Origin of the sequence: Pseudomonas sp. B21-023, from assembly GCF_024749165.1 — a bacterium.
Lineage (GTDB): Bacteria > Pseudomonadota > Gammaproteobacteria > Pseudomonadales > Pseudomonadaceae > Aquipseudomonas.
Genome location: NZ_CP087190.1, coordinates 2,672,431 through 2,698,442, shown reverse-complemented (window position 1 = coordinate 2,698,442; position 26,012 = coordinate 2,672,431). Strand labels below are relative to the sequence as shown.

General features: G+C 65.3%; 20 protein-coding genes. 7 read left to right on the top strand and 13 right to left on the bottom strand.

Features of this window, described 5'->3' with window-relative positions; translation table 11 throughout:
* The first annotated feature begins 71 nt into the window (after positions 1–71).
* On the top strand, positions 72–371 hold the full coding sequence (locus LOY42_RS12075) for a hypothetical protein (protein WP_139671235.1): 300 nt from the start codon (positions 72–74) through the stop codon (positions 369–371).
* Between the two features lie 168 nt (positions 372–539).
* Here the strand turns inward: LOY42_RS12075 and LOY42_RS12070 are convergent, their stop codons facing one another.
* From LOY42_RS12070 to LOY42_RS12055, 4 genes are all read right to left on the bottom strand, one after another.
* Positions 540–1,967: a sigma-54 dependent transcriptional regulator gene (locus LOY42_RS12070; protein WP_139671239.1), complete on the bottom strand. Its 1,428-nt coding sequence runs from the start codon at positions 1,965–1,967 to the stop codon at positions 540–542.
* Positions 1,936–3,429: a sensor histidine kinase gene (locus tag LOY42_RS12065; RefSeq protein WP_102685490.1), complete on the bottom strand. Its 1,494-nt coding sequence runs from the start codon at positions 3,427–3,429 to the stop codon at positions 1,936–1,938. Before LOY42_RS12065 ends, LOY42_RS12070 begins: the two co-directional genes overlap by 32 nt.
* 293 nt (positions 3,430–3,722) lie before the next feature.
* The gene (locus LOY42_RS12060) at positions 3,723–5,168 is read right to left on the bottom strand and encodes an ATP-binding protein (RefSeq protein ID WP_110699227.1); all 1,446 of its coding nucleotides are present in this window, start codon (positions 5,166–5,168) and stop codon (positions 3,723–3,725) included.
* 98 nt (positions 5,169–5,266) lie between these two features.
* Complete coding sequence (locus LOY42_RS12055; protein WP_139671241.1) at positions 5,267–5,866, bottom strand: lytic transglycosylase domain-containing protein; 600 nt, start codon at positions 5,864–5,866, stop codon at positions 5,267–5,269.
* A gap of 186 nt (positions 5,867–6,052) precedes the next feature.
* On the opposite strand from LOY42_RS12055, the gene gspG reads away from it, so the two are divergent.
* Complete coding sequence (gspG, locus tag LOY42_RS12050; protein WP_102683924.1) at positions 6,053–6,478, top strand: type II secretion system major pseudopilin GspG; 426 nt, start codon at positions 6,053–6,055, stop codon at positions 6,476–6,478.
* A gap of 11 nt (positions 6,479–6,489) precedes the next feature.
* Complete coding sequence (locus LOY42_RS12045; RefSeq protein WP_139671244.1) at positions 6,490–7,668, top strand: type II secretion system F family protein; 1,179 nt, start codon at positions 6,490–6,492, stop codon at positions 7,666–7,668.
* A 43-nt stretch (positions 7,669–7,711) separates the two neighbouring features.
* On the opposite strand, the gene xerC is transcribed toward LOY42_RS12045, so the two are convergent.
* Complete coding sequence (gene xerC, locus LOY42_RS12040; RefSeq protein WP_139671247.1) at positions 7,712–8,626, bottom strand: tyrosine recombinase XerC; 915 nt, start codon at positions 8,624–8,626, stop codon at positions 7,712–7,714.
* 213 nt (positions 8,627–8,839) lie between these two features.
* Between xerC and LOY42_RS12035 the strand changes: the two genes are divergently transcribed.
* Together LOY42_RS12035 and LOY42_RS12030 are read left to right on the top strand one after the other, a co-directional pair.
* A complete protein-coding gene (locus LOY42_RS12035; protein WP_139671392.1) occupies positions 8,840–10,021 on the top strand; it encodes an NnrS family protein in 1,182 nt (393 codons plus the stop codon).
* A gap of 69 nt (positions 10,022–10,090) precedes the next feature.
* Positions 10,091–10,747 carry a DUF1345 domain-containing protein gene (locus LOY42_RS12030; protein WP_102683921.1) on the top strand — a complete coding sequence of 219 codons (657 nt, stop codon included), beginning with the start codon at positions 10,091–10,093 and terminating at the stop codon, positions 10,745–10,747.
* Here the strand turns inward: LOY42_RS12030 and LOY42_RS12025 are convergent.
* Positions 10,664–11,893, bottom strand: coding sequence for a pyridoxal phosphate-dependent aminotransferase (locus tag LOY42_RS12025; protein ID WP_139671253.1), 1,230 nt, complete (start codon positions 11,891–11,893; stop codon positions 10,664–10,666). The genes LOY42_RS12030 and LOY42_RS12025 overlap by 84 nt on opposite strands.
* A 291-nt stretch (positions 11,894–12,184) precedes the next feature.
* Between LOY42_RS12025 and LOY42_RS12020 the strand changes: the two genes are divergently transcribed.
* On the top strand, positions 12,185–12,448 hold the full coding sequence (locus LOY42_RS12020) for a DUF1652 domain-containing protein (RefSeq protein ID WP_110699237.1): 264 nt from the start codon (positions 12,185–12,187) through the stop codon (positions 12,446–12,448).
* Here LOY42_RS12020 and LOY42_RS12015 read toward each other — a convergent pair.
* On the bottom strand, positions 12,445–14,532 hold the full coding sequence (locus LOY42_RS12015) for a bifunctional diguanylate cyclase/phosphodiesterase (protein ID WP_139671256.1): 2,088 nt from the start codon (positions 14,530–14,532) through the stop codon (positions 12,445–12,447). The genes LOY42_RS12020 and LOY42_RS12015 overlap by 4 nt on opposite strands.
* A 319-nt stretch (positions 14,533–14,851) precedes the next feature.
* Between LOY42_RS12015 and LOY42_RS12010 the strand changes: the two genes are divergently transcribed.
* Positions 14,852–15,133 carry a hypothetical protein gene (locus LOY42_RS12010; RefSeq protein ID WP_046855739.1) on the top strand — a complete coding sequence of 94 codons (282 nt, stop codon included), beginning with the start codon at positions 14,852–14,854 and terminating at the stop codon, positions 15,131–15,133.
* Between the two features lies 1 nt (position 15,134).
* Here the strand turns inward: LOY42_RS12010 and LOY42_RS12005 are convergent, their stop codons facing one another.
* The 6 genes from LOY42_RS12005 to LOY42_RS11980 all read right to left on the bottom strand — a co-directional run bounded on the left by LOY42_RS12005 (position 15,135) and on the right by LOY42_RS11980 (position 25,841).
* Positions 15,135–15,815 (bottom strand): alpha/beta hydrolase, encoded by a 681-nt coding sequence (locus LOY42_RS12005; protein WP_139671258.1) that lies wholly within the window; start codon positions 15,813–15,815, stop codon positions 15,135–15,137.
* Between the two features lie 116 nt (positions 15,816–15,931).
* Positions 15,932–16,741 carry an ABC transporter substrate-binding protein gene (locus tag LOY42_RS12000; RefSeq protein WP_110699243.1) on the bottom strand — a complete coding sequence of 270 codons (810 nt, stop codon included), beginning with the start codon at positions 16,739–16,741 and terminating at the stop codon, positions 15,932–15,934.
* Between the two features lie 136 nt (positions 16,742–16,877).
* A complete protein-coding gene (locus tag LOY42_RS11995) occupies positions 16,878–18,362 on the bottom strand; it encodes an efflux transporter outer membrane subunit (RefSeq protein WP_258600785.1) in 1,485 nt (494 codons plus the stop codon).
* Positions 18,359–21,469, bottom strand: a complete 3,111-nt coding sequence (locus LOY42_RS11990) for a multidrug efflux RND transporter permease subunit (RefSeq protein WP_258600784.1) — start codon at positions 21,467–21,469, stop codon at positions 18,359–18,361. The genes LOY42_RS11995 and LOY42_RS11990 overlap by 4 nt, the downstream gene beginning before the upstream one ends.
* A complete protein-coding gene (locus LOY42_RS11985; RefSeq protein WP_139671267.1) occupies positions 21,466–24,564 on the bottom strand; it encodes an MdtB/MuxB family multidrug efflux RND transporter permease subunit in 3,099 nt (1,032 codons plus the stop codon). Before LOY42_RS11985 ends, LOY42_RS11990 begins: the two co-directional genes overlap by 4 nt.
* Positions 24,561–25,841: an MdtA/MuxA family multidrug efflux RND transporter periplasmic adaptor subunit gene (locus tag LOY42_RS11980; RefSeq protein ID WP_258600783.1), complete on the bottom strand. Its 1,281-nt coding sequence runs from the start codon at positions 25,839–25,841 to the stop codon at positions 24,561–24,563. The genes LOY42_RS11985 and LOY42_RS11980 overlap by 4 nt, the downstream gene beginning before the upstream one ends.
* Positions 25,842–26,012: the final 171 nt, after the last annotated feature.

Sequence of the window (26,012 nt, the reverse complement as noted above, 5' to 3'; positions counted from 1 at the left end):
ATGGCCCATATGAGAACGAGGCCCTGCGCAGGCGGGGCCGACTTCTTGTCATTGCAAAGGAGCTTGCCCGCATGAACCGTTCCTTCCTGCTTGCCGCCCTGCTCGTCTCGCCCCTGGCCTTCGCCGCCGGTACCGGCGCCACCTACCCTGACGACCCGCACAACCCGGCGCCCAAGCCCGGCGTGGACAGCACCCTCAACCCGATCGAGAAGCCCATGCCACGGGATACCGACCCGCGGATCAAAGGCAATGACCCGGACAGCCCGCCAGCCGAGCAGAACGATGATCGTGATCTGCCGGGGATGGGGGACAGCGGCTCGGAGGGGATGGGGCGTGACGGCGGAGGGTCGGGCAACGGCGGCAAGCCTTAAGCTTTGTGAAACCAGGCGTTACTCAGCACAGTAGGAAAATCCAGCCGGCTCCCACAGGGACCGCGCAATTGCTGAATTCTGCGCTGTACCTGTGGGAGCCGGCTTGCCGGCGATGGGCTGCATGGCAGCCCCACAAACGCGAAACTGACAGGCAATCAGCCCGCCCGCTCACCACTGCCGCTTGTCCGGCCGTGTCAGCCCAAGTTTTTCGATCTTGTAGCGCAGCATATCCCTCGACAACCCCAACAAACGCGCCGACTTGGTGACGTTCCAGTCGGTGCGGTCCAGGGTGCGGCAGACCATGTCGCGTTCCATATCCGGCAGGCTGGCGGTACCGGGGAGCTCGTGGCGCGGCGCTTCGAACGCCAGCACCTGCGCAGGTTGCGCCTGTGGCTCGTCGACCAGGGTCAGGCACAGGTTCAACTGATGGGCGCCGATCACTTCGCTCGGTGCCAGTAGCACCGTCTGCTCGAGCATGTTTCGCAGTTCCCGCACATTGCCCGGCCAACCGTAGCCCAGCATCAGCGCCTCGGCTTCGGCCGAGAAGCGCAGGTTGGGCTTGCCATAGCGCCGCCCGTGGTGGGCCAGGAAGTGCCGGGCCAGGCGCAGGATGTCCTGGCCACGGGCAAACAGGCGCGGCACCTTGAGGGCGATGATGCGCAGGCGGAAGAACAGGTCGCGGCGGAACTTGCCCTGCTGGACCATTTGCTCGAGGTTGCAGTTGGTGGCGCTGATCACCCGCAGGTCAACCTTGCGCTCCTTGACCGCGCCGATGCGGCGGATGGTGCGGTCCTCCAGCAGTTTGAGCAGCTTGGCCTGCAGCACCAGGTCCATCTCGCCGATCTCGTCGAGGAACAGGGTGCCGCCGTCAGCCGCCTCGACCAGGCCCACGCGACGCTCCTTGGCATCGGTGAACGCGCCTTTTTCGTGGCCGAACAGTTCGGCCTCCAGCAGGTTGGCGGGAATCGAGGCGCAGTTGAACTCGATGAACGGCCCCTTGGCCCGGCTGCCGTCGAAATGCAGGGCGCGCGCCACCAGCTCCTTGCCGGTACCGGTCTCGCCCTCGACCAACACCGGCGGCAGGTCGCCGCTGGCCATGCGCCGTTCGGCATCGAGCAGCTGCTGCAAGGTGTGCTTGAGCTCTAGCATGGCCGGCGACTCGCCGATCAATGCCTGCAAACCGGACTTCTGCGCCTCGCGTTCCTGGTAGAACGACAGCGTGCGCTCCATGCGTTCGGCGGCCAGGGCCTTGTCCAGCATCAGCTTGAGCTCGGCCAACACTACCGGCTTGGTGAGGTAGTGGAACGCGCCCTCCTTCATGGCCAGCACGGCGTCTTCGACGTTGCCGTAGCCGGTCATCATGATCACTTTGAGCTCCGGCGCCTGGGCTACCAGCGAGCGCAACAGGTCGTGGCCGCTCATGCCGGGCAGCGAATTGTCGGTCAGCACGGCGTCAGGCCGGGCACGCTTGATCTGCTCCAGCGCCAGTTCCGCGCTGTGGCACACCGTGACCTCGAACCCTTTGAGGTTCAGGTAGGTGCGAATGTTGTCGGCAAGGATTTCATCATCCTCGACCACCAGGATGCTGTGCTCCATGGTCCCCTCCCGCTGCAATATTGAAAGTCAGGCTGACGCGGGTTCCTTCCTCTTCGCGGCTGGTCAGTTCGACCGCGCCGCCAAAGCGTTCCATGATCCTTTTGACCAGGGCCAGGCCAACACCCAGGCCGCCTTGTTTGGTGGTGAAGAACGGCTTGAACACCATGCGCCGCTGCTGCTCGCTCATGCCCTTCCCGGTATCGCTGAGCTGCAGTTGCGCCTGCTGCCCCTCCAGCTGGCGCACCTCGGCGCGCAGCTCGCCGCCTTGGGGCATGGCCTCCAGGGCGTTGGCAAACAGGCTGTTGAGGATCTGCGTCAGTTGCAACGGTTGGCTGGCCACCCATTGCGTCGCAGGCCCGACGAAGGCGAAGCGCACGTTGTTGCGCTCGATCTGAGGAGCGAAGGCCTGCCGCGCATCCTCGATGGCCGCCACCAGGTCGACCGACTCGGCTTCGTCGCTGGTCGGGCGCAGCGATACCAGCAGGTCGCGGACCCAGCGCGACATGCGATCGACCTGGGTAATGATGTCACCGATGTTCTTCTGCGCCGCCGGGCTGGCGATGTCCTGGGCCAGTTCTGCGCTGGAGCGGATATTGGCCAATGGGTTGCGCAAACTGTGAGCCACCGCCGAGGACATCTCGCCCAGGGCCACATAGGTCTCGCTGGCCACCAGGCGGTCTTGCTGGTGATGCAGCAGGCTGGCGGCGCGGCGCACGATCCAGAACAGGCCGAAGTAGATCAACGCCCCTCCGACCAAGGTGGAAGCCCAGATCAGCACATAACCGCGATGGATGCGCCGCACCAGGTCATGCGGCTCCTTGTAGATCTCGACCATCGCCAGCACCTGCTCGCCCTGGCTGTCGAACAGCGGGATGTAGTTCTCGATGAACAGGTGCCGGGGCTCGCGCTGGAACTTCTGCTCTTCGCGGTCCTCGTCGGCCTTGTGATAGCTGGCCGACACCGACTTGCGCGAGCGGAAGGCGCGTTCCAGATCGTCATCTTCATCGATGCGCTTGCCGATCAGGTGCGGGTTGGTCGACCACACCACCGTGCGGTCGCGGGCATAGACATTGGCCAGCAAGGTGTCGGGCAGGTGCTCGACGTGGTCGAGGAACTCCACCCGGGTCGACTCGGCCAACTGCGGAGTGAACTGCAGGTGCTGCTGGTCGAGGCGCGGATCGAGCAACTCGCCCATGGTGATGCCCGGCGGCAGCTGCGAGTGCCGCACCTCGGCCTGGGCCATGGCCTGGATGAACTGGGCGGTGAGCATGGCATCGCGCTCGACGCTGTCGCGCACCACGAAACGTGTCGACACATAGCCCAATCCACCGGCGACCGAGGCGATGATCAGCAGGCTGACCAGCGAGAACCAGCGCAGCAGGTTGAACTCGTGCAGCGGCGTTGCCAACCCACTGGCGGGAGGCGCGGCCTTGTCGGGGGCACCGTTTTCGAGCGTCTGCATCGCGTCGTTCCCACCTGAACGCCGATGAGGTTCACCGGCATGCTGCTCTGCTACCGGTGGTAGCAAAGTGACTCCATCGAACCTTTGCTGAAGGTGTCAGCGCAGGCTTGCGAGAGGTCTAGCAAAAAACCAGCCAGCAACTTGAATTTATGATTTTTCTTTATAAATCATTATGTTGAAGATTATTATTAATCTTGCTTGTTGGATAATTCCCCACTTTTGGGTAACGCTCACCCATTTTTGATAATTTCCTTATAAATCAGTGTTTTGGACTCAATATCTACAGCTTAAGGTTAAGTTGATGCCACCCGAAAATTCAGCAGTACCCGGGTCCCTGCCCCCTCACGACTGCTCAACCGCACCGAGCCGCCGAAGCGCTCCATGATCCTTTTCACCAGCATCAGCCCCACGCCCACGCCGCCTTGCTTGGTAGTGAAGAATGGCCGGAAGGCCATGCGCTGCTGTTGCTCGTTCATGCCCTTGCCGGTATCCGAGAGCCGCAGGCTCAGATTACGCCGATCATTGCGCACCACTTCAACACGCAGCTCGCCACCGGCCTCCATCGACTCCAGGGCGTTGGCGATCAGGCTGCTGAAGATTTGCCCGAGCAGCGCCGGCTGGCCCAGCACCTGCACGCTTGGCAGCTCAGGCAGCAGCAACCGCACGCCGCCGCGCTCCAGCGCGTGGGCAAACGCCTGCAAGCTGTCGCGCAGGCTCTGGGCTACATCCACCGCCACGGCTTCATCGCCAAGCGGGCGCAGCGATTGCAGCAGCTCACGCACCCACTGCGACATGCGGTCGACCTGGCTGATGATGTCGCTGATGTTCTTCTGCGCCGGGCCATCGTCGAAGGCCTGGGCCAGCTCGGCGCTGGAGCGGATGCTGGCCAGCGGGTTGCGCAGGCTGTGGGCCACCGCCGACGACACCTCGCCCAGGGCCACGAAGGTTTCGTTGCCGATCAGCCGTTTCTGCTGCACCGCCACCAGCCGGGCGGCGCGGCGCATGATGCCGTACAGACCGACATACACCAGGCCGGCACCCGCGGCGATGGCCAGCCATATCAGCAGCAGGCCGTGCTCGATACGCACGATCAGATCATGGGGTTCCTTGTAGATCTCGACCATCGCCATGACGTTTTCGCCGTCGGCGTCGAACAAGGGGATGTAGTTCTCGATGAATAGCTGCTCGGGCGGGGTGACGAACTTCTGCTCGCTGCGCGCCTGCTCGAAGTTGTGGTAGCTGGCCGACACCCGCATCTTGTACTCGAATGCCCGGTCGAGGTCGTCGTCCGATTCGATCAGCTTGCCGATCAGCGCCGGGTTGCTCGACCAGATCACCGTGCGATCAGGGGCATAGATGTTGGCCAGGAGCATGTCCGGCAGGTGCGCGATATGGTCGAGGAACTCGCCACGGGCCCGGCGCCGGGCCTCAGGGTCGACATCGGGCAAGGCATGGTCGGTGCGCGGATCTAGCAGCTCACCCATGGTCCGCACGTTGGGAATCGAGACATGGCGCACTTCGGCGTCGGCGATGGAGGTGATGAACTGGGCGGTGAGCAAGGCATCGCGCTCGACGCTCTCGTCAATGATGAAGCGGCTTGAGATCAGGCCCAGGCCAACCCCCACCGACAGGATGATCGCCAGGCTGACCCAGGCGTACCAGCGCAGCAGGTCGAACGGCTTGCGCGCCTGGCCGATTTCGGCGGGCAGCAATGTGTCGGGACGGGGGGCGAGGTCCATGGCGGGCTCCGCGGCTGGGCACCTCTACAGGTTATAGCCCAGAGTTGGGGAAAGCATGGGTGAGGTGAGGCTATTGATCACGGAGAACACCTTGCCGCTCAAAGCGGCGCATCCCCAGCCAGCCCGCGCAGCAGGCGATAGTCGCGCAACACATTCGGCACGTAGCGCAGGGTCTCGGCGAACGGCGGCACCACCCGTCCACGGCTGAGAACCGCCTCAGGCCCCGCGTTGTAGGCCGCCACGGCCAACGTGATGTCGTTGTCGAACAGCGTGAGCATGCGCTTGAGGTAGCGCGCCCCTCCCTGCACGTTGGCCTGTGGATCGAGTACATCCTTGACGCCCATCTCCTTCGCCGTGTCCGGCATCAGTTGCATCAGCCCCGCCGCGCCCTTGGCCGAGCGAGCCTTGGGGTTGTAGCCGGACTCGGCCTTGATCAGCGCGTGCAGCAACGCCGGGGGCACACCGTGGGCCAACGCCGCGGCCGCCACCAGGTCTGCATAGGGCCGCCCGGTGATCAGTTGCGCATTGACTGGCCCGCCCGCTGTCGCACGTTCGCTGATGACCCGGTCGTAATGCCGGCCAGGCCGGTGCACATTGGACAGCACGAAGCCGCCCTTGCCGTCGCTGGAGACATAGATGTCGGCTTGGGCGCCGAACGCCATCAGCCCCGCCGCCAATCCCAGGATCAGTCCTCGCATGTCGTTCGCCTCCCGCCGCAAATAACCCAAGCGTGGCCCCCGATGTGGGGGAGATGCCCCGTTAACCCGGGCTTTTCGACTGCGACGCAAGCCGCGTGCCGCCCGCCGCAGCCCATGGCGCAAGGGCCCGGCGCAGACGTGCACGGCTGTTGCATATCAGGGATAAATGCAACGGAGGGTTTCACCATGCAACGCAGCATCCGTCCCCAACGCGGCTTCACCCTGCTCGAACTGTTGGTGGTGCTGGTGGTGCTGGGCCTGTTGGCCGGCATCGTCGCGCCCAAGTACTTCAGCCAACTGGGACGCTCCGAGGCCAAGGTGGCCCGGGCACAGATAGAGGGGTTGGGCAAGGCCCTGGACCTCTACCGCCTGGAGGTCGGCCACTACCCCAGCAGCGAGCAGGGCCTGCAAGCCCTGGTGGTCGCGCCTGGTGGCGAAGCGCGCTGGTCTGGCCCCTACCTGCAGAAGACCGTGCCACAGGACCCTTGGGGCCGCCCCTACATCTACAAACAGCCCGGCGAGAACGGCGGCGAGTACGACCTGCTGTCGATGGGCAAGGACGGCCAACCCGGTGGTGACGGTGAAAACGCCGAGATCACCAGTTGGCAATGAGGAGCCCGGCCATGCGCTATCAGCTCAAGGCCCTGGGAAGCCAGGGCGTGGTGCAATTGCAGGTGGAGGCCGAGGACAGCGACCAGGCCCGGCGCCAGGCCGAGGACCAGGGGCTGCGCGTGCTCAGCGTGCGCAGCCAGGGCCTGGCCCTGCGACGGCGCACGACGGCGTTCGACCTGATGCTGTTCAGCCAGGAGCTGGCCACCTTGCTCGGTGCCGGCCTGCCGTTGATCGATGCCCTCGAGAGCCTGGCCGAGAAAGCCCCGGGCGGCGCCACGCGCAAGACCTTGGAGCAACTGGTGCGCCAGCTCTACGAGGGGCGCTCGCTGTCCCAGGCCCTGGCCCTGCAGCCGCGGGTATTCCCGACCCTGTACGTGGCCTTGGTGCAGTCCAGCGAACGCACCGGCGCCCTGGGCGACGCCCTCACCCGCTACATCGGCTATCGCCAGCGGCTGGATCTGGTCCGCCAGAAGCTGGTCGGTGCCTCGGTCTACCCGCTGCTGTTATTGCTGGTGGGCGGTGGCGTGGTGCTGTTCCTGCTGGGGTACGTGGTGCCACGCTTCAGCCTGGTGTTCGAGGGGATGGGCACCGAACTGCCGTGGCTGTCGCGGGTGCTGATGCAGATTGGCCTGTTCCTGCATGCCCAGCAACTGCCCCTGGGACTGGGCATGCTTGCCGGCGTCGGCGCCCTGGTCGCCCTGCGCCGCCACCCGGCCGTGCGCCGTGGCGCCGGCCGCTTGTTGCGCCGACTGCCCGCGCTGCACCAACGCCTGATGATGTACGAGCTGGCGCGCTTCTACCGTTCGCTGGGGATTCTGCTGCAAGGCGGCATCCCCATCCTCACCGCGCTAGGCATGGCCCGCGGCCTGCTGGGCAGCACCGCGGCCGAGGGCCTGGAGCAGGCCAGTCAACGGGTCGCCGAGGGCCTGCCGTTATCCGATGCGCTGCAGGCCGGCCAACTGGTGACCCCCGTCTCGCTGCGCCTGCTGCGTGCCGGCGAACAGTCGGGCAACCTGGGCGAGATGCTCGAGCGATGCGCGGATTTTCACGACCAGGAAATAGGGCGCTGGGTGGAGTGGTTCGTGAAGCTGTTCGAGCCATTGTTGATGACCTTTATCGGCCTGCTGATCGGGCTGATCGTGATCCTGATGTACATGCCGATCTTCGAGCTGGCATCGAGCATTCATTGAGCAGCCAAGGGTCTGCGGGGGCGGTTCCCACGATTGCCGCGAATCAGTAGTCGAACCGCTCCACAGCCCGCCGCCGCTCGTTGTCATCGCGCCGGTCATAAGCGGCCGTGGTCTGGATATTGGCGTGGTGCGCCAGCTTCTGCGCGATCGACAGGTCGTGCTCCTCGATCACCCGGGTGATGAATGCCCGGCGAAAATCATGCGGCATGATCTTCGCCCCCACCTGTGCCCCGCGCTGGCGGGCGATGTAGTAGATCGCGTGCTTGGTGATGCGCGCGCGGGTGATGTGGCTGCCACGGCGGATGCGATTGAACAGGAAGCTGTCGTCGCGCTCGCCGGCCGGCAGGTGCTGGCGGCGCAGGTCGAGCCAGGCCTGCAGCTTGTCGAAGGCCCAGGCCGGGGCGTACTTGACCAGCTGACGGTTGCCCTTGGCCAGCACTTGCACGCTGCGCTCCTGGAAATCCACCTGGTCAAGGTTCACATCGACCGATTCCGATTTGCGCATCCCGGTGCCGTAGAGCAACGCCAGGATGGCCGCGTCACGCACACCCTGAGGACGCGGGTCGGCGGCGCACACGTCCATCAGCTCGCGGATCAGGCTGCGCCGCAGATTGCGCCCCGGCGGCAGGCGGCTACCGCCCGCTGGCTTGACCTCGCGGATCATCAACAACTGTTCGTGCTCGATCAAACCCTGGCGCCAGGCCTCGTTCATCACTCCACGCACGGCATTGACGTACAACGACGACGTGTTGGGCGCATAACCATCGGCGCGCAGCGCCGCGACCAGGGCGATCACATGGCCGGGTTCCAGGCGGTGCCAGGGCACCTCGGCGATATCGCAGTCGGCAAACCCCAGGCGGTCGGCGGCGTCCTGCAGGATGTAGCGCATGGTCAGCTGGCTGGACGGGGCCAACCGGGCGAGGTACTGCAGCAGCGGATTGCGCAGGAGGTCGGTCACAACGGGGATCCTGTAGCAAGCCGCCCTGGCGATCGAGGCAAGGCGGCGCAAAGCGAGTCATTTCAACCATGACAAAGGTCAAAATGACAACACAGAAATGGGGTCATAATGACTGCAAGAGTGCCATCACCTTGATATTCAAGGCTTTTGAACGCTGGCATGGTTCGTGATGGTACCCCATTCAACCGTTTCGATCGAACCAAGGTCCTCGCCATGCTCGTCCAGCCGATCACCGCCCGCCCCCGTCAGGCCCTCTGGGCCCTGGGTTTTCGACCCTTCTTCCTCGGCGGCAGCCTGTTCGCCCTGGTTGCCCTGCTGCTGTGGGCCGGCGTGCTGGTCGGCGCTTACGCGCTCGAGCCGGCCGGCGGAATGCTCGCCTGGCACCGCCACGAAATGCTGTTTGGCTTCGCTGTGGCCATCGTTGCCGGCTTCCTGCTCACGGCGGTGCAGAACTGGAGTGGCATCCCGGGTCTCAGTGGCCGACCGCTGCAGGGGCTGTTCCTGCTCTGGCTGCTGGGCCGGGCAAGTTGGTTCCTGCCCTTGCCCGCCTGGCTCCTGGTGCTGATGGAGGGCGCGTTCCTGCCCTTGGTGGCGCTGGCCCTGGCACGGCCGATCATCCAGCGTCGGCTGCGCAACAACTACCCCATCATCGGCCTGGTATTGCTCCTCGCGGCTTGCCAGTGGCTGACCCTTGTAGGCTGGCTGCGCGACGACCCGCTGTGGCAACGGCGAGGCGTGCTGGCCGGGCTGTGGCTGGTGGCGGCGATGATGAGCGTGATCGGCGGCCGGGTCATCCCGTTCTTCACCCGCCGCGGCCTGGGCAACATGAGCCCGGCACCGGCCCGGCCCTGGCTGGACCGCGCCTGCCTGCTGGGCAGCGTGGCGCTGCCGCTGACCTATGTGTTCGGGCTCAACGATGCATCACACCCCCTGATGGCCGTGCTGTTCGCCGCCCTGGCCGTGCTGCATGGTATACGCCTGGTGCTGTGGCACGACCGTGGTCTGTGGCATGTGCCGTTGCTGTGGTCGCTGCACCTGGCCTATGCCTGGCTGATTCCCGCCTGCCTGGGGTTGGCGCTGTGGCATGCCGGGGTGCCGATCAACCCTAGCCTGGCCGCCCATGCGCTGACGGTCGGCGCCATGACCGGGCTGATCGTGGCGATGATGGCGCGGGTCAGCCTGGGGCATACCGGGCGCCCTCTTCAGGTACCCCACAGCATGAGTTGGGCATTCGCGCTGATCCAGCTGGCGGCACTGGCCCGCGTGATCGTGGCGCCGTTCACGCCGCTGGGGCTGGGGTTGTCGGTATTGTTCGGCAGCGCGGCGCTGCTGCTGTTCCTCTGGCACTACCTGCCGATCCTCTTGCGTGCGCGGGTGGACGGCATGCCGGGCTAGCGGGCTTGCCCCGCGCCATGGCCGCATCTGGTCTACAGTTGAAGCCACGTTCAACCGCCAAGGGACCGCATGGCCTTCCACCACCTCACCCGCACTCACCCACGCCTGAGTATCGCCACCCTGGCCGGCCTGCTCGGCGGCTGGCTTATCCCCGCCGGCGATACCGTGCAGCATATCCTCGTCGGCTGGAACATCGGCGTCTGGCTTTACCTGGCCATGGTCCTGTGGCTGAGCCTGCGGGCCAATGCCGAGCGGGTACGCAAGGTCGCCCGCATCGAAGATGAAAACGCCGGCCTGGTGCTGATCACCGTGTGCGTCTCGGCCATCGCCAGCCTGGCGGCGGTCACCCTGCAACTGGTGTCCAGCCGCGGCCTGGAAGGCAGTGCCCTGGCCTTGCACTACCTGTACACCGGGCTGACGGTGGCTGGTTCCTGGTTGTTGATCGGCTGCATCTTCAGCCTGCACTATGCCCGGCTGTTCTACACCGGTGACCGCCATGAGCCCCCGCTGCGCTTTGCCGATGGCGAGCGCAACCCGGACTACTGGGACTTTCACTACTTCTCGTTCACCATCAATGTCGCCGTGCAGACCTCCGACATCGGCGTCGGCGGACGGGCCATGCGTCGGGTGGTGCTGGCCCATTCACTGGTAGGCTTCGTGTTCAATACGGCGATCCTGGGCTTCACCATCAATATCGCGGCCGGGTTGCTCGGCCAGGGCGCGTGAGGCACAGTTGCGGATGCGCTGGCATACCTGTGACAGCACCTGCGCCTCGAGCACCAGTCCCAGCCGCACATGCCCCGCTGCGCTGGGCCCGAAACCATCACCCGGCAACAGCGCCACGCCCTCTTCGTTCAACAGACGCTGGGCGAACGCCTGGGCGCTGAGCCCGGTGCCACGGACATCGAGCATCACGAACATGCCCCCGGCTGGCTGATGCGCATGGATGCCGGGGCAGTCCTCAAGCGAGGCACACACCCGGTCGCGCCGCGCCCGGTACACCCCACGCATCCGCCGTACCTCATCTCCAACCTGATCCAGAGCCACGCAGGCCGCCTGCATGACGAACTCCGGCAGGCCGAACAGCATGCTCATCACCAGGTTGCCGAGGTGCCGGGCGAACTGCGGCGGCCCGATCACCCAGCCGACGCGCCAGCCACTCATGGCGTGGGACTTGGACAGGCTGCCGATCGACACGCAGCGCTCGGCCATGCCCGGCAGGCCCAGCGGATTCGGTGCCTCGCCGTCGTACAGCAGTGACTGGTAGACATCGTCGCAGATCAGCCACAGGTCGTGTTCCTCGCACAACCGCGCCAGGCACTTCAGATCGGCCAGGCCGATTGCCGCCCCCGTGGGGTTGTGCGGGCTGTTGAGCAGAAGCCCGCGAGTACGCGGCGTGATCGCCCGGGCCACGGCCGCTGGGTCCAGGCGGAACCCCTGCTCCGGCCGCACCGGCACCTGCACGGCGCGCGCGGCGCAGGCACCGAATACCGTGTGATAGGTGACGTACATGGGCTCGGCGACGATCACCTCGTCATCGGCCTCGAACAGGCACTGGAAGGTCGCGAACAGCCCGCACTGAGCCCCGGCGGTCACCACCACCCGCTCGGCGTCAATGGCCTGCTGGCTATGGCGCGCCACCGCCTGGCGCAGGGCGAGGCTGCCGCGCACATCGCTGTAATGGGTTTCGCCACGATGCAGGCTGGCAATGGCGGCCTCGACCACCGGGGCTGGCGTGTCGAAGTCTGGATCGCCCACCGACAGCAGGAAGATCTCGCGCCCCTGGCGGCGCTGCTCAAGGGCCTGGTAGTGAATATCCCAGGCCGCGGCTGCGTGACCGGCGATGCGTTGGGTGAGCGTGGAATACCGCATGACTGTCTCCCTGTCTGCCGGCCGGCACCGCTGGTCCGAAAAGCGCTGACGGTAAACATAGCAGAGCGCTGCTGGCTGCCAGGCGCAGGCCCACGAGGAAAACGTTTGCCTGGCCCTACGCGCCCACCGTTCATCGTGACAGGACTGTGACCGCCGTCATGCATTAGTACATCTGCCATATTTTCCAGCGAATACTGCCATGGCAGGTGCTAAGGTTAGAGTCCTGACGGCCAGGACGGCCTAGGCTGTTACCGCTTTGCAATCACCACGTTCACGAACAAGGAGGCTGGCATGAACAAGATGACGTTCCCCAACGCCTGCCAGGTGATGCGTTGGCATTTTCATCCGTTGGGTTTCGAAGCCAGCATGGATGCCCCGCGCAGCATGGTCGCCCGGCTGTTCGACCGTGCCACCGGCGAAACCCTGCTGGCCATTGCCGGCATCCCCTGCGCAACCATCATGCACGCCGCCGATGTCGAGCGCATCATCGAGGCCGTGGAGGCCGAGATGGAAACCTTCGACCTGCTTGCCAGCCCTTTGCGCAGCGTGGTCTAGCCTACCTGGGCCTGGCGTGCCTTGAGCGACTGGAGCCCTGCCATGAACTGCTCCGGCGGCACCGGCTGGCCGAGCAGATAACCCTGCAGCGAATCGCAACCCAGGCGGGTGAGGAAGTCCTGCTGGCGGTCGGTTTCCACGCCTTCGGCGACAATGCGCAGACCCAGTGCCTGGCCGAGGGCGACGATGGCCGAGACGATCGCCGCATCATCGCTGTCCTGCTCCAGGTCCCGCACAAAGCCACGGTCGATCTTCAGTTCGTTGGCCGGCAGGCGCTTGAGGTACATCAGGCTTGAGTAGCCGGTGCCGAAATCATCAATGGACAGGTCCACGCCCATGTCCGACAGGCGCTGCAGTACGTGCAGGCTGGCGTCGGCGTCGCGCATGGCGGTGGTCTCGGTGATTTCCAGGGTCAGGCGATTGGCTGGCAGGTCATTTACATCCAGCGCCCTTGCCACACTGTCGACCAGCCCGGCGTGGCAGAACTGAATGGCCGACAGGTTGACCGCGATCCGCCACCCTTCATTACCTTGATCCAGCCACTGGCGCATCTGCCGGCAGGCTTCACCCAGCACCCACTCGCCGATCGGGATGATCAGCCCGGTCTTTTCCGCCAGGCCGATGAAACGGTCCGGCAGCATCAACCCATGTTGCGGGTGCTCCCAGCGCAGCAAGGCCTCGGCACCGATGGGCAGACGCTGCACGGCGTCGAACTTGGGCTGGTAGTGCAGGCGGAACTGGCCGTGCTCCAGGGCCGTGCGCAGGTCCTGCAGCAGTTGCAGCTGCTGGCGCGCGTTACTGTTCATGGACGCATCGAAGAAGCTGTAGCCGTTCTTGCCGGCGCTCTTGGCGTGGTACATGGCGGCGTCGGCGTTGCGCAGCAGTTCGTGCTGGTCCAGGCCATTGCCGGGATACAGCACGATGCCCAAGCTCGCCGACAGCTGCAGGTCGTGTTCGGCCACACGGAACGGCCTGGCCATCAGGTTGACCTGCTTGGCCGCGACATTCATGGCGTCGTCCGGCTCGTCCAGCTCCACCAGCAGCACGAATTCGTCGCCGCCGATGCGCGCCAGGGTGTCCTGGCTGTGCAGGTGGCCGCGCAAACGCGCCGCCACCGCCTTGAGCAGCAGGTCGCCAACATGGTGGCCGAAGGCATCGTTGACGGGCTTGAAGCCGTCGAGGTCGATAAACATCAGCGCGAAGCAGCCGCCCTGCTCCGCCACGCGGCCGACGGCCTGGTCGATACGGTCGGCCAGCAGCGTGCGGTTGGGCAGCCCGGTCAGGGTGTCATGCAGGGCCAGCTGGGTCAGTTCCTGGTTGGCCAGAGTCAGCGAGCGCGCCAATTCCGCCGTGCGCGCCTCCAGCCGAGCGTCAAGCACCGAAGTCAGCAAGGCCACCGCCAGCACTGCCAGGGTGGTGATCAGCACCAGGTAATCCAGGCCGTCGCCCGCGAGCCCCGTGGCCAGTGCGCCGCAGAAGCTGCCCGCCGGGAAGTTGGCCGCCGCCATGCCGGTGTAGTGCATGCCGACGATGGCGACCCCCATCACCACCGCCGCCACGCCACGGATCTGCCGTACATAGGGCGTGTGCTGGCGCAGGCGGAAGGCTATCCATAGCGCCGCCGCCGAAGCGCCCACCGCAATGGCCAGGGAGGCGCTGAACAGCGTCGGGTCGTAGTCGATGCCCGGCTGCATGCGCAGTGCGGCCATGCCCATGTAGTGCATGCAGGCGATGCCGGTGCCCATGATCAAGGCACCGAAGGCCAGTTGCAGCCACGGTAGTTTCGGCTGGCTCACCAGCCACAGGGCGAAGCCCGACGAAGCCACCGCGATCAACAACGACAGGCCAGTCAGCAGAGTGTCGTAACCCAGCTCGATGGGCAGGCTGAACGCCAGCATGCCGATGAAGTGCATCGACCAGATGCCAATACCCATGGCCAATGCCCCGCCGCCCATCCACAGGTACACCGCCCGGCCCTTGGCCGTGGCAATGCGCCCGGTCAGGTCCAGGGCCGTGTAAGAGGCAAGGATGGCCACGCACAGCGAGATCAACACCAGCGAGGAGGAGTAGCTACCGATCAGCATTCGCACGTCCAGGAACGAACCGGGGGGCCCGGGAAAAGCCGATGATTGTACTCAAGCTTTGCTGAAACGCACGGGGTTTTCGCGCTTCTCGATGGATCCAAAAGCCGCTCGCAAGCCCCGCAGTGAAGGGGTTAGAGCCTTTGCGCGAGTAGCTGAAGGCATATTGCCACTTGTCGTTTGCTTCTGCTGATGCCGTTGATCGCGGGCAAACCCATTGATCAGGCACCTCCTGCAGATCCCTGACCATGAGAAACACCAAGCCAAGCGAAGCGACTCCGGCTAAGCTCAACACACCACCACGCCGTTCCCGGAGCCTGCAATGGCCACCCTGCCCAGGCATGCAGTGCCGCTCGCCCTGCTCGCCATCACCCTGTCCTTTTCGACCGGTTGTTCGAACAAGCACGCCAGCACCCGCTACGCCGCCCAAGGCTCCAACTGCTATGCCAAGGCGCTGCCCAGCAGCGGCGAAGGTGGCCTGGCATTCGGTCCGACACTGGCCATGGCGAGCAGGAAGTCGCTGGACAGTTGCATGCGCTATGCCGGCAGGTCCGGGGGCACGCCGCGGACCTGCCAGGTCGTCGTGGCCAAGTGCAAGAGCTGAACTACCCTAACGCTTCTTCGATCAGCGCGGCCACCTCACCTGCCCGCGAAGCCAGTGACGCGTGGCTGGCATCCAAGGTGATGACTTTGCGCGCCTGCAGGCGCGCGGCCATCATTTGCTGATTGACCGGGGCGATCATGTGGTCCTGGCTGGAAATCTGATACCACGAGGGCCTGTGCTTCCAGGCCGGGTCGCTGATGGTGTCAGCGAAGGTACTCGCCAGCGGCGCCTTCTGCGTCACCGCCATGACCCATGCCTCATCAACCGACAGATCCTGGCAAAAGCTTTCGTGGAACTTGTCGGCCTTGATCCACAGATAGCCATCGCTGTCCGGCGCAAGGTTCGCTACCGCGATGGGTGGATGCTGCTGTGTCAGCCCACCAGGGCTTTCACCCGCGTCTGGGGCAAAGGCCGCGATAAAGACCAGTCCCTTCACGTTCGCGGCGTTGCCGGCCTCGGTGATTACCGCCCCACCATAAGAGTGCCCTACCAGCAGCACCTCGCCTGGCGCCTGCGCCACCATCTTGCGGGTACGCTCGGCATCGTCGGCCAAGGACGTCAGAGGCAGCTCCACGGCGCGCACGTCTTTGATGCCCTTGCGCGCCAGCTCGACAATCACCTTTCCCCAGTGGGCGGCCCCGCCCCAAAAACCGTGTACAAGCACGACAGTAGGCTGGCTCATGAGAATACCTTCGCGAGAAAACAAGGATGGGGTTTCGCCACAACAGCATAGGCCCAAGAGAACGTGGCCTTAGATCAAAGGCATCGGACAGGGTGCCGACTAATGACGCAATCGCTTCACTTGCCGGCCTGCTGACGCTGCCAGCGCTCCAGGTTCTCGGCCACCAGCTGCTCGGGCAAGGGCCCCGCCACCAGCTCCCGCATCTTGCGCGCCAGCGCTTCGCGCAGCGCCGGCTGGTTGCAACCCGACTTGTGCGATAGCGCCAGGTACAGCCCTTCGCTGGACACCGGCGGCTCAAGTACCTCCAGTTCCTTTTCCTTGCCCAGCGCGCGCGCCAGGGCCATGCCGGGGTACTGCTCGAAGATCACGTAGTCGCTGCGCTTGAGCAGCAGCTTCTGGAAAGCCTGGGTAACGCTGGGCACCGCTTCGAGGTCGAGCTGCGCCCGGGCGTAGTCGTCGAACGCCTGGCCATGGCTGTTGTTGACCAGCGTCCCGCCTCGTCGCCCTTTCAGGTCGGACCAGTCGCTGTAGGCGAAGCCTTCGCCCTTGCGCACCCAGACCACGCTGGAATTGAACAGGAATGGCGGGCTGATGAAGTCGGTCAGCAGTTCGCGCGCCTGGGTGCGAAAGTAGCCGGCCAGCATGTCGATGCGCCCGCTGCTCACTTCCTCCTGCGCCCTGGACCACGGCCCGACATACATCACATCCACCACCAGGCCGAGGTCCTTGGCCACCTGCTTCAGCAAGTCGGCATTGGCGCCGATCAGTTGCGCGGGGTTATGCGGGTCGCGCCAGAGATAAGGTGGGTACTCCGGGTTGCCGGTGGCGGTGAGGTGCTGGCAGTTGTCCGCGGCAAAGCCGCGCAGTGGAACCACGGCCAGCAGGCACGACAACCACACAGACAGGCCCAGACAACGTCCGCTCATGGCGCTCCTCGTGCAATGGATTACGCCACCGACGACGTGGCCTTACACAGTTTGCACGAGAAATGGCCGAACGCCACGTGCCATGTGGCGAACTGTGATGCGGTACAGCGTCACGGGCAAAGTCGCCAACAGCAGGTCACTGCTCGGCCAACTCCGTCCGGGCATCCCAGCCACCGCCCAGCGCCGCGATCAACTGCACGCTCGCCACCAGCCGCCCCTGCAACAGCGTCAACACGCTGCGTTCACTGCTCAGCGCCGTGGTCTGCACGTTCACCACGTCCAGGTAACCGATCAACCCGGCCTTGTACTGGTTCTCGGTCAAGCGCAACGACTCCCGCGCCGCCTCGAGCGCTTCCTGCCGGACAACGGCTTCGTCGCCGTACACCTTGAGCTGCACCAGGTAGTTCTCCACCTCCTTGAAGCCATCCAGCACCGTCTGCCGGTACTGCGCCACGGTCTGGTCGTACACCGCCACGGTGCGGTCCACCTCGGCGCTGCGCTTGCCGGCATCGAACAGCGTCAACGCCAACTGCGGGCCGACGGACCAGTAGCGGTTGGGCAGCTCGATCCAGTTGTTGAAACTGCTACTGGAGTACCCGCCATTCATGCTCAGGGACAGGTCGGGGAAGTACGCTGCCCGGGAGACGCCGATATTGGAGTTGGCCGCCATGACCTTGCGCTCGGCCGAGGCGATGTCGGGCCTGCGCTCGAGCAACTGCGACGGTAGCGACACCGGCACCTGCGGCAACGCCGGAATGTCGCGGGTCGCCGCCAGGGCGAAGTCGGCCGGTGCCTTGCCCATCAACACGGCAATGGCGTTCTCATACTGCGCGCGCTGCCAGGCCAGGTCGATCAGGTCGGCCTGGGTGCTCTTGAGCTGGGTACGCGCCTGGGCTACGGCATCTGGCCCGGCAACCCCGGCGCGGTACTGGTTCTCGTTCATCTTCAATGACCGCTCATAGGCCGCTACCGTGGCATCGAGCAAGCGTTTCTGCGCGTCGATCACCCGCAGTTGCAGGTAATTCTGCACCAGTTCCGACTGCTGGCTCAGGCGAATGGCCGCCATATCGGCCAAGCTGGCGTCGGCACTGGCTTCGTTGGCGTTCATGGCTTCACGCAGCTTGCCCCACAGGTCGATTTCCCAGCTCACGCCGAGTTGCGCGTTGTAGGTGTTGCGGATGCCGCTACTGTTGTTCGATAGGCTCGAGCTGGAGCTCCCGGTGCCCTGGGCCGAACGGTTCTTGCCAGCGGTGAGGTTCAACGAGGGGAACAGCGCGGCGCGGCTGCTGCGCACCAGTGCCTGGGCCTGGCGGTACTGCGCCTCGTACTGCGCCACCGTCTGGTTGCTGCGGTTGAGCTCTTCCACCAGGGCATCGAGCTGTTTGTCGCCATACAGCTCCCACCAAGCCCCGCGGGCGATGGCATCGGACGGGTTGGCCTGGGTCCAGCCCTGGGCCTGCTTGAACTGCGCCGGGGTGCTGATCTCCGGGCGGTGATAGTCCGGACTCAAGGTACAGGCGCTGAGCATGGCCACGCACAACCCGGCGCTGACCAGGCGCGAGCCGCGCCCTTGGGTCAGCAGCCTGAGGGCACGATGGATTCGGGTGTGGGCAAAGTTCATAGCGGGGTATCCAGGGCAGCGTCGGTGCGCACGCCGCGCCAGCGGTTGAACCGGTGGCGCAGGCGATCGAGGTACAGGTAGACCACAGGCGTGGTGTAGAGGGTGAGGATCTGGCTGAAGACCAGGCCGCCGATGATGGTCAGGCCCAGCGGCTGGCGCATCTCGGCGCCCTCGGCGCGGCTGAGCAGCAGCGGCAGCGCGCCGAGGATCGCGGCCAGGGTGGTCATCAGGATCGGCCGCAGGCGCAGCAGGCAGGCACGGCGGATCGACTCCTCCGGTGACAGGCCTTCATGGCGCTCCAGCTGCAGGGCCAGGTCGATCATCAGGATGGCGTTCTTCTTCACCACGCCGATCAGCAGAAACAGCCCCAGCAGCGAGATCAGGCTGAATTCGCCACCGGTCAGGTACAGCGCCAACAAGGCGCCGACCCCGGCCGAAGGCAGAGTGGAGAGGATCGTCAGTGGGTGGATGTAGCTCTCATAGAGAATGCCCAGCACCAGGTATACCAGCACCAGGGCGCCAAGAATCATGAACGGCTGGCCTTCGGCGGTCTTGGTGAACGCGTCGGCATCGCCACCGAGCCTGGCGATCACCGACTCGGGCAGGCCGAGCTTGGCCACCGCCCGCTCCAGCGCGGCCAGGGCCTGGTCAGGGCTGTAGCCTTCGGCGACATCGAACGAGATGTCCTCGGAGGCGAACTGCCCTTCGTGGCTGACGCGGTCGTTGGCCAGGCTGTTCTCGTAGCGGGCGAAGGTGGACAGTGGCACCCGGGCGCCATCGGCAGTGATCACCTGCACTTGCTCCAGGGTACTTGGGTCCCAGGCGTATTTCGGGTTGATCTCCAGCACCACCTGGTACTGGTTGAGGCTGTCGTAGATGGTCGAGATCTGCCGCTGGCTGTAGGCATTGTTGAGCACTGCGGTGACCATGTCCATGTCGATGCCCAGGCGCTTGGCCTGGTCACGGTCGACCACGAGGGTCACCTGCTGGGTGCCGGCGCCGTCGTTGGCATCGATGGCGGTCAGCTCGGGCAGTTTGCGCAGCTCGGCGGCAACCTTTGGGAACCACTCGCGCAGAGCGGCCAGGTCACCGCTCTGCAGGGTATAGAGGTACTGCGAGGTGGTCTGGTCGCGACCGCCGCCGCCGAGTTGCAGGTCCTGGTCAGCCATCAGGTACAGACGCCCGCCAGGGATCTTCGGCAAATCCTTGCGCAGGCGATCGATCACCTTCTGCGCATTTTCCTTGCGCTCGCCGATCGGCTTCAGGCGCACCAGCACGAAGGCATTGTTGGTGCCGCTGTTGCCGCCGATGAAGCCGGCGACGCTCTCCACGGCCGGGTCCGCGAGCAGGGCGCGGCGGTAGATTTCCATCTTCGGCTGCATCACGGTGAACGACAGGCCGTCGTCGCCGCGGATGAAGCCTTGCAGCTGGCCGGTGTCCTGCTGCGGCATCAGGGTTTTGGGCACCACCACGTACAGGGCGATGTTGAGCACAATGGTGGCCAGCAGGCTGAGCAGGGTCAGGCGCCTGTGGCGCAGCGCCCAGCCCAGGCTCCGGTCGTAGCCGGCGACCATGCGCTGGTGGATACGGTCGCTCCAGCGTTGCAGGCGGGTCTGCTGCTGCGGGCCATGGACCTTGAGCCAGCGCGAGCAGAGCATCGGCGTCAGCGTCAGCGACACCACCAGCGAGACGATGATCGCCGCCGCCAGGGTGATCGAGAACTCCTTGAACAACCCGCGCACGATCCCGCCCATGAACAGGATGGAGACGAACACCGCCACCAGCGAGACGTTCATCGACAGCAGGGTGAAACCGACCTCCTGCGCGCCCTTGTAGGCGGCCCGCATCGGGCTCTCGCCCTTCTCGATATGCCGGGAGATGTTCTCCAGCACCACGATGGCATCGTCCACCACCAGGCCGGTGGCAAGGATCAGCGCCATCAGCGACAGGTTGTTCAGCGAGAATCCGCACAGGTACATGACCGCGAAGGTGCCCACCAGCGACACTGGCACCGCCAGGCTCGGAATCAGCGAGGCGCGGAAGTTGCCGAGGAACAGGTAGACCACCAGGATCACCAGCACCACGGCGATCAGCAAGGTGTGCTCGGCCTCCTTCAGGGTGGCCTTGATCACCGGCGAACGGTCCATGGCCACGTTGAGCTTGACACTGGCCGGCAGCAGCGACTGCAACGCCGGCAGCTCGGCCTTGATCTGCTCGACGGTCTGGATGATGTTGGCGTTGGTCTGGCGGTTGACCACCAGCAGCACCGCGCTCTCGTCGTTGAAGAAGCCGCTGTTGTAGCGGTTCTCCACGCCATCGCTGACCTTGGCCACGTCCGACAGGCGCAGGATCGAGCCATTCTGCTGGCGGATGACGATGGGTTTGTAGTCCTCGGCCTGCTCCAGCTGGTCGTTGGCGCGTACCTGCCAGTTACGTTCGCTGTCCTCGACGAAGCCCATGGGCCGGCGCTGGTTGGCATTGGCCACGGCGGTGCGCACATCGTCCAGGGACAGGCCGTACTGGTTGAGCAACTGCGGCTCGAGCTCGATGCGCACCGCCGGCAGCGAACTGCCGCCGATCTGCACTTCCCCTACCCCGCTGACCTGCGACAGGCTCTGGGACAGGATGGTGTCGGCCAGGTCGTACAGCTTGCCCTTGGACAGCACCTGCGAGGTCAGTGACAGCACCATGATCGGCGCCTGGGACGGGTTGATCTTCTTGTAGGTGGGCATGCTGCGCATGCCGCTGGGCAGCAGGTTGCGAGTGGCGTTGATCGCTGCCTGCACCTCGCGTGCCGCGCCATCGATGTCGCGGCCCAGCTCGAAGCCGATGATCACCCGGGTCGAGCCCTGGTTGGAACTGCTGGTCAGGGTAGTGACGCCGGCAATGGCGCCGAGCTTGCGCTCCAGCGGCGTGGCCACGGTGGACGCCATGACCTCGGGACTGGCCCCAGGCAGGCTGGCCTGCACCACGATCACCGGGAAATCCATCTGCGGCAGCGGCGACACCGGCAGCAGGCCAAAACTCACCCCGCCCAGCAACATGATCGCCAGGCTCAGCAGCATGGTGGCCACTGGCCGGCGAATGAACGGTCCGGACAGGTTCATGCTTCGGCCTGCCGCGCATCGTCAACCGGGCGCCAGCGACGTGCCAGGCGGTCAAAGTACAGGTAGATGACCGGCGTGGTGAACAGGGTCAGCACCTGACTCACCAACAGGCCGCCGACCATCACCAGGCCCAGCGGCTGGCGCAGCTCGGCGCCGGAACCGGTGGCGAGCATCAGCGGCACCGCGCCGAACAGCGCAGCCAGGGTGGTCATCAGGATCGGCCGGAAACGCAGCAGCGCAGCCTGGTAGATCGCATCACTCGGGCTCATGCCCTGATGACGCTCGGCCTCGAGGGCGAAGTCGATCATCATGATTGCGTTCTTCTTGACGATGCCGATCAGCAGGATGATGCCGATAATGGCGATCATGCCCAGGTCGTTGCCGCTCAGCAGCAGCGCAAGCAACGCACCTACCGCCGCCGAAGGCAACGTCGAGAGGATGGTCACCGGGTGGATGTAGCTCTCGTAGAGCACGCCGAGCACGATGTACATGGTCACCACGGCGGCAAGGATCAGCAGCAGGGTACTCGACAGCGAAGCCTGGAACGCCTCGGCGGCGCCCTGGAAACGGGTCTGCACGCCGATCGGCATGCCGATGTCCTGCTGCACCTGCTCGATCACCTTGACCGCCTCGCCCAGGGACGCGCCATGGGCCAGGTTGAACGACATCATCACCGCCGGGAACTGGCCGATGTGCGAGATGGCCAGCTGGGCCTGGCGCTGCTCGATGCGCGCCAGGGCCGACAGGCGCACCTGGCCGCCGTCGGCGGCCTTGACGTGGACCGCTTCCAGGGCCTGCGGGCCGAGGCTGGCCGCGGTCTGCGACTGCAGCACCACGCGGTACTGGCTGGCCTGGGTGTAGATGGTCGAGATCTGCCGCTGGCCGAAGGCGTCGTACAGGGCGTTGGTGATCTGCGCCACGGTGATGCCGAGGCGGCTGGCCATGTCGCGGTCGATCACCAGGTACACCTGCAGGCCCTTGTCCTGCAGATCGCTGGCCACGTCCTGCAGCTCCGGGCGGTCCTTCAGTGCCTGCACCAGCTTGCCGCTCCACTCGGCAAGCATGTCGGCATCCGGGGAGCTGAGGCTGAACTGGTACTGGGTGCGGCTGACCCGATCTTCGATGCTCAGGTCCTGCACCGGCTGCATGAACAGGCGGATGCCGACCAGTTTGTCGAGCTGCGGCTGCAACCTGCTGATCACCTCGGCTGCCGTCACGTCGCGCTCGCCATGGGGCTTGAGGTTGATCAGCAAACGGCCGCTGTTGAGGGTGGCGTTGTCACCATCCACACCGATGTACGAAGACAGGCTCTGCACCGCCGGGTCCTGCAGGATCACCTCGGTCAGGGCCTGCTGGCGTTGACTCATGGCGGCGAACGAGGTCGACTGCGGCGCCTCGGAAATCCCCTGGATGACCCCGGTGTCCTGGGCCGGGAAGAAGCCCTTGGGCACCATCAGGTAGAGCACAACGGTCAGCGCCAGGGTTGCCACAGCCACCAGCAGCGTCAACGGCTGGCGCTTGAGCACCCAGGTGAGGGCACTGGCGTAGTGCTTGATCAGCCAGTCGATCCAGGCGCCGCTGGCACGGTAGAAGCGGCCCTGCTGCTCCTCCTCGGGCTCGCGCTTGAGCAGCCGGGCGCACATCATCGGCGTCAAGGTCAGCGACACCACCAGGGAAATCAGGATGGCCACCGCCAGGGTGATGGCGAACTCGCGGAACAGCCGCCCGACCACGTCGGCCATGAACAGCAGCGGGATCAATACCGCGATCAGCGAGAAGGTCAGCGAGATCAGGGTGAAACCGATCTGTTTCGCGCCCTTGAGCGCGGCCTGCAGCGGTGTCTCGCCCTCTTCTATATGCCGGGAGATGTTCTCCAGCATGACGATGGCATCGTCCACCACGAAACCGGTGGCGATGGTCAGGGCCATCAGCGTGAGGTTGTTGACCGAGAAACCGGCCAGGTACATCACCCCGAAGGTGCCGATCAGCGACAGCGGCACGGCGATCGACGGGATGATCGTGGCCGAGACCCGGCGCAGGAACAGGAAGGTCACCATCACCACCAGGGCAATGGCGAACAGCAACTCGTGCTGCACGTCGCGCACGGCGGCGCGGATGGTCTGGGTACGGTCGGTGAGGACGCTGACGTCGAGGCCCGCCGGCAGGTTGTCGGTGATCGACGGCAGCAGCTCCTTGATCCGGTCGACCACCTCGATGACGTTGGCGCCGGGCTGGCGCTGGATGTTCAGCAGCACCGCCTCGTTCTGGTTGGCCCAGGCGGCCAGGCGCTCGTTCTCGGCGCCGTCGACGATCTCGGCGACGTCCTTCAGGCGCAGCGGCGCGCCATTGTTGTACTTGAGGATGAGATTGGCGTATTCGGCCGGCGAGCGCAGCTGGTCGTTGGCGTCGAGCATCGACACCCGGGTCGGGCCGTCGAAGTTGCCCTTGGGCTGGTTGACGTTGGAGGCGCCGATCAGGGTGCGCACGTCGTCCAGGTTGAGGCCGTTGGCGGCCAGCGCGTCGACGTTGACCTTGATCCGCACGGCCTGGCGCTGGCCACCGGCGATACTGACCATGCCGACGCCGCTGATCTGCGCGATCTTCTGCGCCACGCGGGTATCGACCAGGTCGTTGAGCTTGGGCAGTGGCATGGTCTTGGAGGAAATGGCCAGGGTCAGTACCGGTGTGTCGGCCGGGTTGACCTTGTTGTACACCGGCGGCGCCGGCAGGTCGCTGGGCAGCAGGTTGCTGGCGGCGTTGATCGCGGCCTGTACCTGCTGTTCGGCGACATCCATGTTCATGTCGAGGTTGAAGCGCAGGGTCAGCACCGAGGCGCCGCCGGAGCTGGTCGAGGCCATCTGCTCGAGGCCCGGCATCTGCCCGAACTGACGCTCCAGAGGTGCGGTGACGGCGCTGGTCATGACCTGGGGGCTGGCGCCGGGGTACAGGGTCATGACGCGGATGGTCGGGTAATCGACCTGGGGCAAGGCCGCCACCGGCAGCAGTTTGTAGGCGATCAGGCCGGCCAGGACGATGGCCAGCATGCTCAGCGTGGTGGCGACCGGCCGCAGGATGAACAGGCGCGAGAGGTTCATGCGCCCGCCTTGGAGCCTGGTTCACCGGCCTGCGCCGAGCCCTTGGCGCCCTGCCCCTGCAGATGCTGGCCGGGGGTGGTCGGCACTTGCGAGCTGTCTTCGACCACCTCGACCTTGGAGCCTTCGCGCAGGCGGTCGGTGCCTTCCAGCACCAGGCGGTCACCGGCGGCCAGGCCCTCGACGATCACACTGTTCTCACCATCGCTGGCACCGACCTTGAGCGGGCGGATGTTGATCGTGCTCTCGGCGTTGACCACATAGGCGAAGGTGCCGTCATTGCCGAACTGGATGGCCGCGGCCGGGGCCAGTACCACCTGCTTCAGGGTGTCGGCCAGCAGGCGCACATTGACGAACTGGTTGGGGAACAGGGCATGGTCGGCGTTCTGGAAGGTGCCCTTGAACTTCAGGGTGCCGGTGGCGGTGTCGATCTGGTTGTCGAGGCTGCCCAGCACGCCGGTGGACTGCAGCTTCTGATCGCCACGATCCCAGGCTTCCACCCGCAGGCTGGCGCCACTGCGGTAGCGGGCGAGCACGGTGTCGAGCTGGGTTTCCGGCAACGTGAAGGCGACACTGATCGGCTCGGTCTGGGTGATGACCACCAGCGCCGTGGTGTCGTTGGCGGCGACCAGGTTGCCCACGTCCAGCTGGCGCAGGCCCAGGCGACCGCTGATCGGCGCACGGATCTGGGTGAACTCCAGGTTCAGGCGCGCGTCGTTGACCTGCGCCTGGTTGGTCTTGACCAGCCCTTGGAATTGCCCGACCTGTGCCTCGGCGGTGTCCAGGGTCTGCTTGGCGATGCTGTCTTCGGCATACAGGCCTTTATAACGAGCCAGGTCGACCTGGGCGTTCTTCAGTTGAGCCTGGTTCTGCGCCAAGGTGCCTTCGGCCTGCTGCAGGGCGATACGGTAGCTGCGCGGGTCGATCTCGGCGAGCAGGTCGCCGGCCTTGACCTGCTGGCCCTCCTTGAAATGAATCTTCACCAGCTCGCCAGCCACCCGGCTGCGCACATTGACCGTGTTGGTCGCGGTCACGGTGCCAAGGGCCTTGTAGTACAGCGGGAAGTCACCCACCCGCGCAGGCTCGACGCGCACCGGCACCGCTTCGGTGGAGGCGCCGAAACCCGGCCGCCCACCCATGCCTTTGCCCGGGCGATGCCCTTCACCCTCTTTATGGGCGGTCGTTGCGGGCCACAGCCACCAGGCCAGCAGGGCCACCAGCAGCAGGATCAGCAGGCCGAACAGCCAGCGACGAGGGGAACGGGAATTGGAGGCTTGCATGGGTCGAACGAACCTTGTTCAGAGAATGACGGCGTGGAGAGCGTGAACGATAAGCACTGGCATCGTTTTAGCAAAGGGGCTTTACCAGTGCTTTACCTTCGGCTGACGTTGGCAAAGGCGTGAACTTTAAATGAAAACGGCCTGGAACAGGGTCCAGGCCGTTACCGGGTG

Coding starts and splice junctions, on each gene's coding strand:
- LOY42_RS12005 (WP_139671258.1), bottom strand. CDS start 15,815: ATGAGCCAGCCTACTGTCGTGCTTGTACACGGTTTTTGGGGCGGGGCC.
- LOY42_RS12015 (WP_139671256.1), bottom strand. CDS start 14,532: ATGCTGATCGGTAGCTACTCCTCCTCGCTGGTGTTGATCTCGCTGTGC.
- LOY42_RS12065 (WP_102685490.1), bottom strand. CDS start 3,429: ATGCAGACGCTCGAAAACGGTGCCCCCGACAAGGCCGCGCCTCCCGCC.
- LOY42_RS12020 (WP_110699237.1), top strand. CDS start 12,185: ATGAACAAGATGACGTTCCCCAACGCCTGCCAGGTGATGCGTTGGCAT.
- gspG (WP_102683924.1), top strand. CDS start 6,053: ATGCAACGCAGCATCCGTCCCCAACGCGGCTTCACCCTGCTCGAACTG.
- LOY42_RS12075 (WP_139671235.1), top strand. CDS start 72: ATGAACCGTTCCTTCCTGCTTGCCGCCCTGCTCGTCTCGCCCCTGGCC.
- LOY42_RS12030 (WP_102683921.1), top strand. CDS start 10,091: ATGGCCTTCCACCACCTCACCCGCACTCACCCACGCCTGAGTATCGCC.
- LOY42_RS11980 (WP_258600783.1), bottom strand. CDS start 25,841: ATGCAAGCCTCCAATTCCCGTTCCCCTCGTCGCTGGCTGTTCGGCCTG.
- LOY42_RS12025 (WP_139671253.1), bottom strand. CDS start 11,893: ATGCGGTATTCCACGCTCACCCAACGCATCGCCGGTCACGCAGCCGCG.
- LOY42_RS12060 (WP_110699227.1), bottom strand. CDS start 5,168: ATGGACCTCGCCCCCCGTCCCGACACATTGCTGCCCGCCGAAATCGGC.
- LOY42_RS11985 (WP_139671267.1), bottom strand. CDS start 24,564: ATGAACCTCTCGCGCCTGTTCATCCTGCGGCCGGTCGCCACCACGCTG.
- LOY42_RS12010 (WP_046855739.1), top strand. CDS start 14,852: ATGGCCACCCTGCCCAGGCATGCAGTGCCGCTCGCCCTGCTCGCCATC.
- LOY42_RS12000 (WP_110699243.1), bottom strand. CDS start 16,741: ATGAGCGGACGTTGTCTGGGCCTGTCTGTGTGGTTGTCGTGCCTGCTG.
- LOY42_RS12055 (WP_139671241.1), bottom strand. CDS start 5,866: ATGCGAGGACTGATCCTGGGATTGGCGGCGGGGCTGATGGCGTTCGGC.
- LOY42_RS12070 (WP_139671239.1), bottom strand. CDS start 1,967: ATGGAGCACAGCATCCTGGTGGTCGAGGATGATGAAATCCTTGCCGAC.
- LOY42_RS12035 (WP_139671392.1), top strand. CDS start 8,840: ATGCTCGTCCAGCCGATCACCGCCCGCCCCCGTCAGGCCCTCTGGGCC.
- LOY42_RS11995 (WP_258600785.1), bottom strand. CDS start 18,362: ATGAACTTTGCCCACACCCGAATCCATCGTGCCCTCAGGCTGCTGACC.
- LOY42_RS11990 (WP_258600784.1), bottom strand. CDS start 21,469: ATGAACCTGTCCGGACCGTTCATTCGCCGGCCAGTGGCCACCATGCTG.
- LOY42_RS12045 (WP_139671244.1), top strand. CDS start 6,490: ATGCGCTATCAGCTCAAGGCCCTGGGAAGCCAGGGCGTGGTGCAATTG.